Annotated in this window: 14 protein-coding genes; 8 read left to right on the forward strand and 6 right to left on the reverse strand. The window is 38.3% G+C overall.

From position 1 onward, the window contains the following. Positions 1-219: 219 nt before the first annotated feature. Both ACR1PO_RS01295 and ACR1PO_RS01300 read left to right on the forward strand, forming a co-directional pair. Positions 220-669 (forward strand): MarR family winged helix-turn-helix transcriptional regulator, encoded by a 450-nt coding sequence (locus ACR1PO_RS01295; RefSeq protein WP_433985541.1) that lies wholly within the window; start codon positions 220-222, stop codon positions 667-669. Between the two features lie 23 nt (positions 670-692). Then, positions 693-1,535, forward strand: coding sequence for a universal stress protein (locus ACR1PO_RS01300; RefSeq protein ID WP_433985542.1), 843 nt, complete (start codon positions 693-695; stop codon positions 1,533-1,535). 13 nt (positions 1,536-1,548) lie between these two features. Here ACR1PO_RS01300 and ACR1PO_RS01305 read toward each other — a convergent pair whose 3' ends face one another. Next, entirely contained in the window at positions 1,549-2,145 is a 597-nt protein-coding gene (locus ACR1PO_RS01305; RefSeq protein WP_332386487.1) for a Crp/Fnr family transcriptional regulator, read from the reverse strand. A gap of 106 nt (positions 2,146-2,251) precedes the next feature. Next, the gene (locus ACR1PO_RS01310; protein WP_312285451.1) at positions 2,252-2,608 is read right to left on the reverse strand and encodes a winged helix-turn-helix transcriptional regulator; all 357 of its coding nucleotides are present in this window, start codon (positions 2,606-2,608) and stop codon (positions 2,252-2,254) included. A gap of 118 nt (positions 2,609-2,726) precedes the next feature. Here ACR1PO_RS01310 and ACR1PO_RS01315 point away from each other — a divergent pair, with 118 nt between their 5' ends. The 6 genes from ACR1PO_RS01315 (at position 2,727) to ACR1PO_RS01340 (ending at position 9,882) form a co-directional block, all read left to right on the forward strand. Next, positions 2,727-3,329 carry an FMN-dependent NADH-azoreductase gene (locus ACR1PO_RS01315; protein ID WP_433985543.1) on the forward strand — a complete coding sequence of 201 codons (603 nt, stop codon included), beginning with the start codon at positions 2,727-2,729 and terminating at the stop codon, positions 3,327-3,329. A 155-nt stretch (positions 3,330-3,484) separates the two neighbouring features. After that, the gene (locus ACR1PO_RS01320) at positions 3,485-3,910 is read left to right on the forward strand and encodes a RidA family protein (protein ID WP_433985544.1); all 426 of its coding nucleotides are present in this window, start codon (positions 3,485-3,487) and stop codon (positions 3,908-3,910) included. Between the two features lie 449 nt (positions 3,911-4,359). Beyond that, positions 4,360-4,806, forward strand: coding sequence for a hypothetical protein (locus ACR1PO_RS01325; RefSeq protein ID WP_433985545.1), 447 nt, complete (start codon positions 4,360-4,362; stop codon positions 4,804-4,806). Next, positions 4,803-6,878 (forward strand): GMC oxidoreductase, encoded by a 2,076-nt coding sequence (locus ACR1PO_RS01330; RefSeq protein WP_433985546.1) that lies wholly within the window; start codon positions 4,803-4,805, stop codon positions 6,876-6,878. Before ACR1PO_RS01325 ends, ACR1PO_RS01330 begins: the two co-directional genes overlap by 4 nt. 4 nt (positions 6,879-6,882) lie before the next feature. Next, on the forward strand, positions 6,883-8,337 hold the full coding sequence (locus tag ACR1PO_RS01335; RefSeq protein WP_433985547.1) for a ferritin-like domain-containing protein: 1,455 nt from the start codon (positions 6,883-6,885) through the stop codon (positions 8,335-8,337). Between the two features lie 18 nt (positions 8,338-8,355). Next, positions 8,356-9,882 (forward strand): peroxidase, FMP-type, encoded by a 1,527-nt coding sequence (locus tag ACR1PO_RS01340; RefSeq protein ID WP_433985548.1) that lies wholly within the window; start codon positions 8,356-8,358, stop codon positions 9,880-9,882. Positions 9,883-9,949: 67 nt separating this feature from the next. On the opposite strand, the gene ACR1PO_RS01345 is transcribed toward ACR1PO_RS01340, so the two are convergent. From ACR1PO_RS01345 to zwf, 4 genes are all read right to left on the reverse strand, one after another. Then, the gene (locus ACR1PO_RS01345) at positions 9,950-10,588 is read right to left on the reverse strand and encodes a TetR/AcrR family transcriptional regulator (RefSeq protein ID WP_002978843.1); all 639 of its coding nucleotides are present in this window, start codon (positions 10,586-10,588) and stop codon (positions 9,950-9,952) included. A gap of 632 nt (positions 10,589-11,220) precedes the next feature. After that, positions 11,221-11,895, reverse strand: a complete 675-nt coding sequence (locus ACR1PO_RS01350; RefSeq protein WP_433985549.1) for a TetR/AcrR family transcriptional regulator — start codon at positions 11,893-11,895, stop codon at positions 11,221-11,223. 685 nt (positions 11,896-12,580) lie between these two features. Beyond that, positions 12,581-13,291: a 6-phosphogluconolactonase gene (pgl, locus tag ACR1PO_RS01355; protein ID WP_433985550.1), complete on the reverse strand. Its 711-nt coding sequence runs from the start codon at positions 13,289-13,291 to the stop codon at positions 12,581-12,583. Between the two features lie 26 nt (positions 13,292-13,317). Beyond that, positions 13,318-14,799, reverse strand: coding sequence for a glucose-6-phosphate dehydrogenase (gene zwf, locus ACR1PO_RS01360; protein ID WP_433985551.1), 1,482 nt, complete (start codon positions 14,797-14,799; stop codon positions 13,318-13,320). Positions 14,800-14,801: the final 2 nt, after the last annotated feature.

Raw genomic sequence — 14,801 nt, forward strand, 5'->3', positions numbered from 1 at the left:
TTACTGTTTTAAATTACACTTTAAAATTCATTGTATAAACAACAGCAAAATTTATTCCTGCAAAAAGTACATCCCGGTTTAATTATTCTTTTTCAGCTATTATTTAACATCCAATTAGTTTTAATTAAAACTAATTTTTCGTATATTTGTTAGGATAAGTGATGCTAAAAATCCATTTGTGTATGGCTCTTATCCTGTTTATCATTATATAAGTAAAGTATGTCTGCAAAAAAGAATGATATTTCTGAGCTGGCTCTGGAGCTTGGTCTGGCAATGAGTGAGATGAAAAGCCGTCTCCGGCAGAAAATCCAGGCTACCGTTAATGAATATGATCCGGACCTGTCTTTTGAACTGATCGAGATTCTGGGGCTGCTTTCACGCTATAACGGAATCAACCAGCAGGAAATAGGAAATAAAGTAAGCAAAGACAAATCCAGTATTACCTATCTCATCAACAGCCTTGTAAAAAGAGATCTTGTTAAGCGGATAGCTGATGAAAACGACAGGAGAAATAAGCAGGTCTTTTTAACACCGAAGGGTAAACAGATTGTGGAAACCGTTTATCCATGGGCATTGGATCTTTATAAAAAAGCAGTTGACGGCATTGATGAGGAAGAGATCAGCAAAGCACTGTTACTGGTAAAAAAAATGACAGCAAACCTGGAATAACCAGGATCAAAACATGATACAATATGAGAACAATCCTTGTACCTGTTGATTTTACATCAACTACAGAAAATGCAGTAAGAGTTGCCGCAGACTGGGCAACAACCTACGGCTATCAAAACATCATCCTCTTAAAAACAGCAGGAGAATCTGAGTTTGACTATCTGCATATTGCAGAAGGGCATTCTTTTGTAAATGAGGAAAATGTCAACAATCTATTGCAGAGAACAGAATCATTACTTGATCAGTTAAGCAGCATTGTAACAGAAAAATCACCTGGGATTAAGGTTTCAAGAATTTTAAGTGATTGGGCTCTTACCAGAAGTATCAATGAACTTTTAAAAGATGAGCCGTCTGTAGAACTTATTATTCTGGGAAGTGACGATCAGACATCTGCCACTGAAAGTTTTGTATCTGAAAATATTATAGGCATTGCAAGAACAAGTCCTGTGAAGACTTTAATTGTTCCCAACAGCTATCACTATACTCCTGCTAAAAATATCTTTATCCCCTGTGATATCAACGGAATTAAACGGTTAGAAAGATTGTTTCATCATAAATCTCTCATTCATAAGCAGGATGTGCATCTGTCTTTTTTAAATATCAATACCCGCGAAAAAGAAGATGAAAACAAGAAAAAAGAGCTGGAAGACTATATCCGTGAACATTTAACGGAGATCCCAAGCAGCATTTATTACTCCCATGATGAAAATGTCATTAATGGAATTCTGATGTTTGCAGCCACTCATGAAGCCGATCTTATTATTGCTTTGCCCGGTAAGCACAGCTTTTTATACTATCTGGCAAGCAGAAGCATTTCCGAAGGAATTTACCAGAATACCCATCAGCCCGTGCTCATCCTGAAATAACCAGGTTGGCTGATTAATAATAAATTTTAGAGCTTTCGATTTTAACGAGTTTCTGCTCCTGCATTTTTTTGACATATCTGATTACCGTTTCTACCCGGAGACCGGTGAGTGTCGCAATCTGTTGTCTGGTATAGGGAATAAGGAATGAATAAGCTTCTTCAAATCCAAAATATTTTTTAAGATGGTCAAAAAGTTTCACCAGCTTTACGATAGGATCTGAAATAGCCAGAAAGCTGGAGATCATATACCTGAAATGCAGCCTGTCTGCTGTATATTTACTGATTTCAAGCATTAATGCTGGTTTTTCCAGCAATATTTCAAGAAATCTCGTTTTGGGAAGCCTGATAATTTCACAGCTGGTTACCGCAACAGCGTTAACGGCGTAATGATGCCCGGTAAATAAATAACTTTCACCAAAGCAATGACCATCAAAAGGAAGCCCGTGAACAAATTCTTTCCCGTCTTCCAATAAAGTATTCAGTTTCACAGTGCCATATCTGATCTGGAAATAGTATTTTGCAGCGGTTCCTTCCTGAAAAATTGTTTCTCCTGCTTCATACCTTTCCAGACCGGCTCCGTGGGAAAATAATAAGTCTTCGCATATGATCATCTTGCCATTATTAATTTGAGTAAAAATACTTAAAGTACAAGCAAAGTTGCAACTTAACATATACCACAGAAAAAGTGACTTTGCTGCAACACCGCTTATTCTTTTATTATGCAGTGATTTTTTTCTTGTGTTTTGTTCCCCAGTCTGCCAAAGCAGCAATGACATCTTTCAGAGATTCGCTATACTCTGTAGGAACATATTCTACCAGCACAGGTTTCTGATCTGTAATAACGGTTCTCTCCACAAGATGATTAACTTCCAGTTTTTTCAATTCACTGGATAATACCCGTGCAGATATTCCCTTGATGGTACGCTGTAATTCATTGAAGCGGGTGTGCCCTCCCAGGATCGCAATCATTACACGAATGGTCCATCTGCCTCCGAGAACATATAATGCATCCTCTGTAGCAGAGAGATGGTTACTGCATTGTGGCCTTGAATACACTATTTTTTCTTCTTCCATTGCCTCTGTTTTTATTCTGTTACTAACCTAAATGTTATTACTAACCTTTCGGTAACTACTATCTTTTTATTAGTAAATATAGATAATTTTGGAACATTAATTTTAAAAAAGATAAAAAATGAAACGAGTACTTCATATTACTTCGAGCCCGAGAAGTGAATCATCAATCAGTAAAAAACTGGGAAATGCAGTTGTAGAGAAAATCACAGCCAAGTATCCTGACCATATTTTAAAAAAACGTGATCTGGCTAATCCTCTTTTTCCTCATTTGGAAGAAGCGCATATCAATGCATTCTTTACGGCAGCTGAAAACCGGACTTCTGAACAGTCGGAAATTGTAAAGCTTTCGGATACGGTAATTGATGAGCTTCAGGAGGCTGACATTATTGTTATCGAAGCGCCGCTGTACAATTTCAGTATCACTTCTACACTGAAATCATGGCTTGATCATATTGCCAGAGCAGGAAAAACATTCAGCTACAGCGAAAACGGCCCTGAAGGCCTGGTGAAAAATAAAAAAGTATACCTTGTCTTTTCAAGTGGCGGCGTATATTCTGAAGGGGAAAGACAGGCTTACGACTTCGTAATTCCTTACTTAGAAAAAACACTTGGATTTATGGGAATGACGGATATTTCCGTTGTCCGTGCAGAAGGACTTTCTGTTCCGGTCGTTCAGGAAACGGCCCTGCAAAAAGGGATTGAAAGTATTGTTGTAGAATAAAAACAAAAAATGCTGTTTCTCCGAACAGCATTTTTTTGTATCAGAATTTTATTATTCACGAAAGTATATAAAGAATTAAAAAAATATTTCCCTCAACATATGTAAAGGCTTTTTCAATTTTTTCCTATCATTTTTACTTTATGAAATGAAAGATTATGGAAAACAATAAACAACCCCAACTGATCAATCCTGCTGAGTTATTTAATCCCGCCCCTTATGGTTTTTCTCACAGTATCTCTGTGAAATCTCCTTCCAGGATGTGTTTTATATCCGGACAGAGCGGCGGTGTTGGTGAAAATCATGTATTGGCAGATGACTTTAAAACTCAGGTTCAGGATGCTTTGAAAAATTTACAGATCGTTTTACAGAGCCATTCAATGACGTTTGATGATATTGTTAAAATTACCCTGCTTATTGTTGGTCACAATCAGGAAAAACTTGAGATATGGGCAGAAGAAGCCGGGAAAGTCTGGAAATCTACATTGCTGCCAACAAGTACACTTATTCCTGTAAGCCAGCTGGCTTTACCCGGAATGTTGTTTGAAATAGACGCAATTGCTGTGGAACAGCTTGACAGCTAGGAATATCTGATACAATGATATTATAATTCTTACCTTCAGCCTTATTCATTTAAATCCTGCCTGAATATTCAATTCAGGCATTTTTTATTTATATCACAGGCAATTATCACTGTTTTTATCTGGTGTCTTTAAACAGCAAGATACCACACTATTTAAAATAATTCTAAACTATGTGAAAATAAAATATCTGAAAAACACTTCCAACAAAGGATTTGTTACAAAAAATTAAAACATTATTAATTCAAATTACGTAGAAATACTGAATCCTATCTGCCGGGATGTGATTAATTTCGGATAAACAAAAACTGATACTATGGATCGCCTGAAATATATTCAATCATTTCTGAAAAAGGGAGTGATATCTGAAAATCCGGCAGCTGTAGATCAATCAGCTTGATAACCTCCTGTTAAAAGGGAGTTGAAGATATTGAATCCAAATTTTTTACGAAATGAATATTATTAACAAAATTCTCAACGTCGACGATTATTATTTCGACGTGTTCATGTCTATCTCGGAAGTGCTTACCGGGTTCACAGTAAACGAACTGCAGTCAACGGGGCTTGCAGAAACCTATTACACGTATGTTCTAAAAAGCCTAGAAGCAGCCACTTTCGTAGAATTCCTTACGGTTTCTAAAAATATCCTTGAAAATTCCTCCGGTGAGGAAGCATTAAAAAATGCTATTCAATCCGAAATTATTGGCAACCCTGGAATGAACGACATTGCCGGAAAAGTAATCACCCTGTGGTATCTGGGAACCTGGGAAGGTGCTTACATCAATGATCTTTCTTACAAGGAAGGCCTTGTATGGAACCTGATGCACGCTCATCCGCCGGGAGCAAAACAGCCTGGCTACAAATCATGGAATATTAAACCTGTAAACACCCACTCATGAATCCAACCAATAACAAAAAAGATGTGATCATTGTAGGTACAGGGATCGCAGGGTCATTAATCGCAAAGCTATTGTCCGACCATGTATTTGATATAACCAAAGGAAAAATGATCCACCGTGCAGATGCGGGAAAATCTGATAACATTAAGGAGATTTCCATACTTATGTACGAAGCAGGCCTGGAAGCAGGTATTGAGCTGGATTCCGTATCTTCAATGACCACTTATAATGAGTATATCCGGACTTTTTACAGAGAGGAAGCCAAAGTTCCCAACTCTCCTTATCCGAACTTAAAGCAGGCTCCTTCTCCCAACGTTTTGGATATGGAACATATTGTTCAGCCGTATCCGGATAAAAAAGGCTATCTGGTTCAGTTTGGGCCGATGCCGTTTGCCAGTGATGCGATAAGAGTAGGCGGCGGAACTACCCTTCACTGGCTGGGAACTACTCCAAGAATGCTTCCCAACGATTTCAAACTTACCGAAAAATATGGCATTAAGATTCCAAAGCCGGATTCTGATGAGAAAACTCCTGTCGACTGGCCGATAAGCTATGAAGAATTAAGGCCTTATTATGAGATGGCTGAGTTTGAAATCGGGGTTTCCGGGGATGTTTCGAAACAGGAATATCCGATTAAAGAGAAAACAGAAGACTATTATGGAAATTATGTATTCCCGATGGAGGAAATCCCACAAAGCTATATGGATCATAAGATTATTGAGGGACTTAAAGGGACAAGTGTAAAGCTGAGTTCAGGAGAAATTCCTTTAATGCTGGTGCCTTCTCCACAGGGACGAAATTCCGTTCCTAACCCAAAATACGGAAAAACAAAGATCATTAAAGCAGAACCAAAGGACTCAGGATATCAACTGGTTTTAGACAGCTCCGGAAAAGAAGAATACAAAGCTCTCGGTTCTGTGTGGAACCCTTATATGGGCGAACGCTGCGAAGGGAATGCATCCTGTGTTCCGATCTGTCCTGTTCAGGCGAAGTACAACGCCTTAAAAACATTGAAAAAAGCTTTATATAAAGTTAATGATAACGATAACCTGAGCCGTAATCCATTCATGCAGATTCAGGCACAGAGTGTGGTTTACAGGTTAAGCATTGATCCAAATGATAGTTATAAAATTTCAAAAGTCCATCTGAGAAGATATCCCTCAAAAGAAAAAACCGATTTTGTTGAAGAATCTATTGATACGTCAGACGCCATCGTCATTCTGGCAGCCAATGCTTTTGAAAATCCCAAAATTTTATTGAATTCCAAATATACAACGTCAGATGGTGTAAAAACAGCAGCCAACAGCAGTGATCAGGTGGGAAGAAACCTGATGGACCATATGGTAATGCTAACATGGGGGCTTTTCCCTGAACCGGTATATCCGTACAGAGGTCCGGGCTCTACTACCAACATTTCTTCTTTCCGTGACGGAGCGTTCAGAAAGGACTTTTCTGCATGGATCTCTCCGCTTGACAATTGGGGCTGGGGCTGGCCGGCATTTTCCCCGGGTTCCGATGTGGCCTACTTTATCAAAGAGAAACAGTTTGGGACAGAATTAAGAAGACTGCTCACCGACAGACTTTCAAAACAGGTATTATTTCATTTTGAAATTGAACAGCTCCCGAATCCCAATAACAGAGTAACCATTAATGATGAATATCTGGACGTACTTGGAATTCCACGCCCTGTTATTCATTATGAGCTTACAGAGTACGAAATGAAAGCTATGGAGCAGGCAAAAGATGCTTCGGATCAAATGTTTAAAAGATTACATATTGATGATTGTACAAAATATACTGCAGAAGATAAAAACTCTGTGATCTACAACGGAGTGAGATATTCTTACAACGGCGCAGGACACATTGTAGGAACTCACAGAATGGGCTCTAAAGCTGAAGAATCCGTGACCAACAGCTACTGCAAAACCTGGGATCACCCGAATTTATACGTCGTAGGCGCAGGAAATATGACCACACTGGGAACTTCAAATCCAACTTTAACATTATCAGCATTCACGATCCGTTCGGTAGAATCCATCCTTGCTGATCTTGAAATTCAACTTAAAAAATAACAACATGAGACAAAGACTTATCAATAAAACAGCACAACCACAGGAGACATTAACAGCAGGAAGAATGGCGGCAGCAAGAAACGCAGCCATTATAGAACCGGTTTCATTATCTTCTTTATTATTTGATTCAACATTGAGCAAAGAAGACTGGATAGAAGGATTAAAGCATCACAGTAAAACAGTAACCAATCTTTTACTGAATGATCAGATTAAAGATTTTGATGCCTATCTGGAATCTCAGTTCGGTTCAGGAATTTCAGAAATAAAAAAAGCGCTAACAGAAATTGATTACAAACCGATTTTGCAGGACCTTTTGCAGACTGCAATTCTTATTGAACATTCTACCATTCCACCTTATCTTACGGCTTTGTATTCAATCAAAGACGGAACCAATGCTCTGGCTTCACAAATCATCAGAAGTGTTGCCGTAGAGGAAATGCTTCATCTGATTATGGTTTGTAATGTATTGAATGCCATCGGTATTCAGCCTTCCGTCAACCAAAAGGAGAACTACCCTACTTATCCTATGAAACTACCCATGAATGTTGATTTTTATGTAGGTCTGGAAACATTTTCAAGCAACAGTATTGCCACGTTTATTGCCATTGAAAGCCCAAGTGCATCTGTGGTAAAAGCTCCTGAATATGATTACGAAACGAAAACTTCTGAATTATACTCTCAGAGAGCAGCCGTACAGGAAAACCACCTCTGGACTCTTGAAAACATGAAAGGTTTCATCATAGAAAATGTACACACCATTGGTGAGTATTATGATGTTTTATTCTTCTACATTGTTGTTTTTCAGATCATTGCTTATTACAAAACACATGGAACGTTACCAAAGAACTTCGAGGACTTAGATAAAGGAGGAATTTTCACAGGAAAGCCGGAAAAACAGATCCGTCCTGAGCAATATTACGGAAGTGGCGGAAAACTGCATTCCGTGGAAGCTTTATCCGGAGTTATTGCTGTTTTCCAGGAAATCAAAGGCCAGGGTGAAGGAGCTGATGATTCTATTTTCGATGTAGATCCTTCTCAGTTTGAAGAAGGGGTTGAACTGGCTCATTATTTCAGATTCAAAGAAGTTTTCCATGAGCATTTCTATCTGGGAGGAAACTATAAGCCTTTCATGGATGAAAACGGAATGATGCCTGTAACCACACCGCCTACAGGAAAAGATCTTCCGGTAGACTGGAATGAGGCGTATCCGATGAAACCTAATCCTAAGCTGGCAGATTATGTGCTAAACAAAGAATTATATGCCCAGGGTGTTGAATTTAATAAGACTTACAGACGTCTGCTGGATGCCATTCAGAGTGCTGTGGAAGGAAATCAGAAAGAGCTTGAAAAATCCATTATGTATATGTATGCTTTGAAAGAGCAGGCTGTTAATCTGATGAAACAACCGTTGGATGCTCAGACTAATGCGGGGCCAACATTTGAATATATCGACCTGTAACCATAAAAACGAAATATCATGCTTAAAAGAAAAAAAGAGAGTCCTGAAGCAGGAGGAGAACAGCTGTTCCGCAGAATGCCGGGCCAAAATCAAATTAATCTGGCTCAACTCATGGATGGCTATTCCAAGCTTCTTATTGATGATCCGGTAAGGCCATTCAGAGAAGACAACCTGCAGTCCATTGAAAGCAACGTAGATTACGGAATTCTTGCCGCACTAAATGGCACATGGGTAAGCTACAATGTAAACCACAATAAAGATATTACCAACCCTTCATTGGCAAGCGGTGTCCATACTACAATTATGCCTTCTCCGGGAACCAACCCGGGGACAATTCCCGGAAAATTTGCTTTCACCAGTGAAGAGTATATTGAGAAACTCACCTTTTCCATTGTTCCCGGCGGTGTACGTAACCGTGGCGGGGCCAGTGAGCTTTTCTGCGGAGCGGTTAAATATGAGCAAAGCATTAAAAGTGTAACTGCCGTGCAGGGGCAGGAAGCTTTAAAATACACTCCTATTCATGAAGAAAACGGAATGTATCTTTGGCTGAGCGATGTCTATAATCATGCGGCTACCAAAGAATCTATTGAAAGAGACCGTGGTATTCATGCCGTTTCAACAGAAGATGCTAAGTATGGATATACCGGCGAATACAGAGATGAGCCTTTGCTAAGGATAACACCGGACGGCGAGGCAAACCCGCAGTACATTCTTCAGAGTCAGCTGAAACCAGGACAGCCTTATTATGAAATCATTCCCGCCCAGGAAATAAAGCCGGGAGCAGGACTTGATGGTCCTTATTTTATCCCGGACTACTCTATCTCCCGAAGCGGAGTAATTCCGCATGGAAGCACCATTACTTTGCTTGGAGATATCATTCCTCAGAATAAAGATAATACAACGTATTATTTAATTGAAGGTTCACCACAGTTTCCTTATGGTAAAGAGGCATGGGAAACCAATCATCTTTCTATTTCACGTACAATGGGAAACGCAGGGGTAACACCTGACAATATTATTGATCTTGACCAGCCAGCACCGGCCTGGGTGCATGAAACACTTAATGATGATAATGATCCTGGTTCAAACAAAATTTACACCCAGAGAATACTGGCTGATGATTTGTATCCCTATTCTGTACGGCCGGATTTAAGACTCAGAGATACATTAAGAGGTCAGGAGGTCAGCAATTATGTCCATGTTAGAATGTCTTCCAAGATGAAAACCGGGGCGCAGGGCGGAATTTTAAATGTTCCGTTTGTCAACCGTTTTGTCCCAACCGTTGAGGTGGATATGAATATGTGGATTGAAACAGTGATTGAAAACGGAAAAGAGATTCTTCAGCTGCAATATGAGCAGATTGTATTTTTCGAATTTGATTTCGGAAATGACGGTGGTACCACGAGCTGGCCGCACATCCAGGTGAACACACTCCGTAAAATAGAAGATATTCCTGAAGATCAGAGAAAAGTAATTGAAGAGCAGTTCTTTAGTACCGGAGTAAATGCCGGTGCAGCTTCCGGCTGTCCTTACCATAAAGGGTAGCCTGCCATAAGTATCAAATAAAAAAGGGACAATAGTTTGTCCCTTTTTTTATGTTCTTTATAATAGACTAAAGATTATCGTGGGCTTGCTCTACCATGAAAGATATTGCCTTTTTGATTTTTTCCCGTCCCTCAGGAGTATTGGTATCTATACCACAGAAAATACTTCCGTTCAGAGACGAAAACATATTCAGGTAATACAATCCTGAAACCATGATAGCCATAATAGAACGATAGGTATCCATTTTATCTTTGAAACGTGATTCCATCAATAGTTTGAAGATATATTCTCCGTTTTCCTCCTGAGTGTCAATCAGTTTTTTTAATGATTTCCGGGGCTCAGAAATAGTCCACAACAATAGTTTTTGGGCTTCTTTATTGGCGTATACGTAATCAAACTGGGAAAGCAGCATATGCTCGATAAATTCTCTGCCTCCATCTTCAAGATTCGGTTTCATCTTTTCCACTTCCTCACTGGTTACTTTTACCCAAAAATCCTGTGTTCTGACATATTCGTCCATAAGGCCATCCATTCCGCCAAAATAGGTATAGATCATTTTCTTATCTACCCCTGCAGTAGCAGCGATATCATTAATCTTCAACCCTGCATGTCCTTTAGTTTTCAGTATTTTCCCAACGGCATCTAAAAACTTTTTCTTACTTCGTTCTTTGTTTCTGATACTACCTGATGCTGACTTTCTTTCCATGACTAAACATTCAATATACAAGTTTAAGAATTTTTTTTATTATTTTAGACACCGTACAGTGTCTAATAACATCAGTTTGTCTATATTTGCAAAAACTGATACCATTGAGCAGACAGGACCACTATCAGATTTGAAAAAATAAAACTATTCAGATTGTACTGTTAGTTCCCTCAGTTTAAAATATTTCGGTCATCATCAACTGAGGAAAAAAAACAAAACAGTATTATTGTTTCATGGTGATATTGTTTTTATTCTGAAAAACGTTTTGAAATAAAATATTTTCCTACCGATATTCTTATCCCTATTCTTTAGTTAGTAAAAGATGCTGATATTTAAATATTTTATGATTAAACTTAACCACAAGTATAGATAAAAAGAAATTTTCACATCAATGATAAAAAATAATACACTGAATTCCAATCAATTAAATAAAATAATAAAAAATATTACAATTTTACACACTGCGTAGTGTCTTATTTTATATATTTGTACAAACTAATACCATCTATATATTTTAAAACACTATTAGGTTGAAAAATAAAACAATTCACATTGTATTATTGAGTTCCCTTACTTTAAGAGCATTTCGAAACGAATCGACTAAGGTAGAAACACAACTTATAGACAGACCATTAGATTTCTAATGGTTTTGTTTTTTTATCAGAAGCCTGCAGATTTTCGTAAGTCTGATGGAGCAGGAATGAAATTGCTTTTTTGATTTTATCCCGTCCTTTAATGGTGTTGACATCTATTCCGCAAAAAACACTTCCATTCATCGCAGCATACATATTCAGGTAATACAATCCTGAAATCATAATTGCAAGGACAGAGCGCACATCTTCAGTTTTATCCTTAAAATAGGGATTCATCAACATTTTAAAAATATATTCTCCGCTTTCCTCCTGGGTTTCGTTAAGTTTTTTTAAAGACTTCCGGGATTCGGATAAACACCATAAAAGCAATTTTTGTGCTTCTTTATGGGTATACACGTAATCAAATTTTGCCGGAAGCATTTTTTCCATGAAAGATTTTCCTCCGTCATCTAACTGCAGCCTTATTTTTTCAACTTCTTCAATGGCTGCTTTACTCCAGTAATCCTGTGACAGGAGATATTCATCAATCAAACCATCTAAGCCTCCAAAATAAGAATAGATCATTTTCTTATCTACTCCGGCAGTCGCAGCAATACTGCTTACTCTCAAGGCGGCATATCCTTTTGTTCTCAGTATTTTACCAACGGCATCCAGGAACTTTTTTTTACTGCGTTCTTTATTCCGAATGCTTCCTGCTGCTGACTTTCTTTCCATGACAAACTTTCAATCGTACAAGTTTATGAATTTTTTTTCATTTTAGACACTTTTTAGTGTCTAAATATATATATTTGCAAAAACTAATAACCATTCTATTGAAACGGATGATCAAAGTTGTGAGGTTGATTGAGATCAGATTGTACCGTTAGTTCCCTCAGTTAAAGTATTTTTATATTCAATAACTGAGGTAAACATTACTCAGGCAGCATTATCATTGTAATGGTGCTGCCTTTTATTAAAGATATTTTTTAACAGTTATGAATATTCTGCAAGATATTTTAGCTGATTATTTGATAAGATCTGGCTTTTTCTGATTTTTAAATTTATGTAAAGTCACTGTAGGAAAGGGTTTTATCTCCCACTTTAAAAATTTAACATTTTTTTTTCAATTTTTTTTCAATTTAGACACTACATAGTGTCTTATTTTGTATATTTGCTTCAAACTAATAACCATTTTATATAGAACACTATGTGGATGGAAAATAAAAATTTCGAAAAAATGCAACTAAGGTAAAAGCACAATGCAACAGTATCATTAGCTCTTTAGTGATACTGTTTTAATTTAGTTCTGATTTTGGATTAAATCTGCAGAAAATTGTATACCGACGGTACGGTATCAAAATAGTTGATATGAAGAGAGACTGTCCGAGGACAGTCTCATTTTTATAAAGTTTAAGTTGTGCTACCCTTTTGCTTTTCCGTCTGTGAAAAACTGAAATCCCTCCTTCTTCTCAATAAGCTGTAATGGATACAAAGACGGGTTATATTCACCGTTCAGCACTTCATTCAATGCGTGCTTTTTGGATTCACCAAATGCAATTACCAGAATATTTTCTGCTTTGTTGATGACAGGTGCTGTCAAGGTAATCCTGAACATTTCCTGCGGCTTAAGATAATAGGCAGAAACCCACTTTTCTTTTTCTTCCAAAACGGCCTCACCTGGGAAAAGAGAAGCTGTATGCCCATCATCTCCCATTCCTAAAAGGATAAAATCAAAAGTTCCCTCATTACCAAGAACATTCCTGATCTGCTGCTCGTAGGTTTCCGCATAAGCTTCGGGACTGATTCCCTCAGCATACATAGGGAACACGTGATTTTTATCTACAGGAACCTGACTGAGAAGAGCTTCATCCGTCATGCGGAAATTACTTTTATCATCATGTAAAGGAACCCAACGTTCATCAACCCAGAAAAAGTAGATTTTATTCCACTCAATCAGTTCTTTATACTCCGGCGTTGCCAGTAGTTTGAAAATGGCTTTGGGAGAAGAGCCTCCGCTAAGCGCCACTACAAAACGGCCGTTTTTCTGAATAGATTTTTTTGAAAGGTCAACAAATGCATCTGCTGCCTTTGTGTACAGTTTTTCCAGATCGTCAAATACTGTAATATTCATTTTTTGTCTGTTTAAATTTATATTGTTTATACCCAGCTGTGCCCTTGTCTTTCAACCAAAGCATTAACATCTTCAGGTCCCCAGCTTCCAGCTTTATAATTCGGGAAAGATAAGTCTTTATTATTCTCCCAGGCTTCCTGTATGGTGGTAACAACGTCCCAGGCTTCTTCTACCTGATCGGAACGCATAAATAAGGTAAGATCTCCTAAGAGAGCGTCCTGTAAAAGGGTTTCATAGGCTTCCGGGGTATCTTCCTGGCAGGCAAAATTATCAAAAATCATTTCTGCCGGTTTCAAGTCCAATGTCAGACCCGGTTTTTTCGTCATAAACTGAAGTCTGATATCCATCATAGGCTGAATATTAATGATCAGCCTGTTTGCTGACAAATGATGCGGGCTGTCTGAGAATGTAGAATGAGGAAGCGGCTTAAACTGAATTGTAATATAGGAATGCTTTTCCTTCATTTTCTTTCCGGTACGAACATAAAAAGGTACATTCTGCCACCTTTCATTATCCAGATAGAATTTTATTGCAGCAAAGGTCTCCGTATTGGAATCTCCTGCAATGCCATCCTCCTGGCGGTATCCTTTTACTTCAACACCGTTGATTGTTGCTTTTCCATACTGGCCTCTTACAGCGTAATGGTCAACCTGATCGGGTGATATTCTACGGATTGATTTCAGCACATCCACTTTACGGTCCCTGATCTCACCAGACTGTAATGAAGCCGGCGGTTCCATGGCGACCATACAAAGAATCTGCAACAGGTGGTTCTGAATCATATCCCTTAATGCCCCTGTCTGTTCGTAAAAAGCACCCCTTGTCTCTACCCCGACCTCTTCGGCTACCGTAATCTGCACTGATTCTATATATTTATGATCCCATAAAGGTTCAAAAATTGAATTTCCAAATCTGAACGCCAGTATATTCTGCACTGTTTCTTTCCCCAGATAATGGTCGATACGGTAGATCTGCTCTTCTTCAAAGGTTTTTGCCAGAAGACTGTTCAGTTCAATTGCTGACTGCTTATTGTGGCCAAATGGCTTTTCAATAATGATGCGGTCTTTTTTAGGATCGGAAGCCAGCGATGTGGTTTTAATATGGTTGGAAATCGTGGAGATAAAATTGGGTCCGATTGAAAGATAGAATAACCTGTTCGCTCTCATTCCGTAAACGGAATCAAAATCCTGCAGTTTCTGCTGCAGATTCTGATAAGAGCTTTCTTCATCCAGCTGATGCTGAAAGTAAGTAATGTGAGCCTGAAAGCCTGCCCAGTCTTCAGAAGTCACTTTTTTTCTGGAGAAACTCTCAAGGTTTTCCCTGATGTAATTTCTAAAAAGTTCATCGGTATTTTCTGCCCTTCCCAATGCTATAATATTAAAGCCTTTGGGCATTCTCCCATCAATATATAAGTTATAAAATGCCGGAAAAAGTTTTCTTTTTGCCAGATCGCCTGTAGCACCAAAAATAACGATATTTGTTGGCTGCAAGACTTTGTGTTGATTCATTT

This window comes from Chryseobacterium amylolyticum (assembly GCF_051011775.1).
Classification (GTDB): Bacteria; Bacteroidota; Bacteroidia; order Flavobacteriales; family Weeksellaceae; genus Chryseobacterium.

Bases quoted from the DNA above. Each gene is read 5' to 3' on its own strand.
- zwf (WP_433985551.1), bottom strand. From the start codon at position 14,799: ATGAATCAACACAAAGTCTTGCAGCCAACAAATATCGTTATTTTTGGT.
- ACR1PO_RS01340 (WP_433985548.1), top strand. From the start codon at position 8,356: ATGCTTAAAAGAAAAAAAGAGAGTCCTGAAGCAGGAGGAGAACAGCTG.
- ACR1PO_RS01335 (WP_433985547.1), top strand. From the start codon at position 6,883: ATGAGACAAAGACTTATCAATAAAACAGCACAACCACAGGAGACATTA.
- ACR1PO_RS01320 (WP_433985544.1), top strand. From the start codon at position 3,485: ATGGAAAACAATAAACAACCCCAACTGATCAATCCTGCTGAGTTATTT.
- ACR1PO_RS01325 (WP_433985545.1), top strand. From the start codon at position 4,360: ATGAATATTATTAACAAAATTCTCAACGTCGACGATTATTATTTCGAC.
- ACR1PO_RS01330 (WP_433985546.1), top strand. From the start codon at position 4,803: ATGAATCCAACCAATAACAAAAAAGATGTGATCATTGTAGGTACAGGG.
- ACR1PO_RS01300 (WP_433985542.1), top strand. From the start codon at position 693: ATGAGAACAATCCTTGTACCTGTTGATTTTACATCAACTACAGAAAAT.
- ACR1PO_RS01350 (WP_433985549.1), bottom strand. From the start codon at position 11,895: ATGGAAAGAAAGTCAGCAGCAGGAAGCATTCGGAATAAAGAACGCAGT.
- ACR1PO_RS01310 (WP_312285451.1), bottom strand. From the start codon at position 2,608: ATGGAAGAAGAAAAAATAGTGTATTCAAGGCCACAATGCAGTAACCAT.
- ACR1PO_RS01345 (WP_002978843.1), bottom strand. From the start codon at position 10,588: ATGGAAAGAAAGTCAGCATCAGGTAGTATCAGAAACAAAGAACGAAGT.
- ACR1PO_RS01315 (WP_433985543.1), top strand. From the start codon at position 2,727: ATGAAACGAGTACTTCATATTACTTCGAGCCCGAGAAGTGAATCATCA.
- ACR1PO_RS01295 (WP_433985541.1), top strand. From the start codon at position 220: ATGTCTGCAAAAAAGAATGATATTTCTGAGCTGGCTCTGGAGCTTGGT.
- pgl (WP_433985550.1), bottom strand. From the start codon at position 13,291: ATGAATATTACAGTATTTGACGATCTGGAAAAACTGTACACAAAGGCA.
- ACR1PO_RS01305 (WP_332386487.1), bottom strand. From the start codon at position 2,145: ATGATCATATGCGAAGACTTATTATTTTCCCACGGAGCCGGTCTGGAA.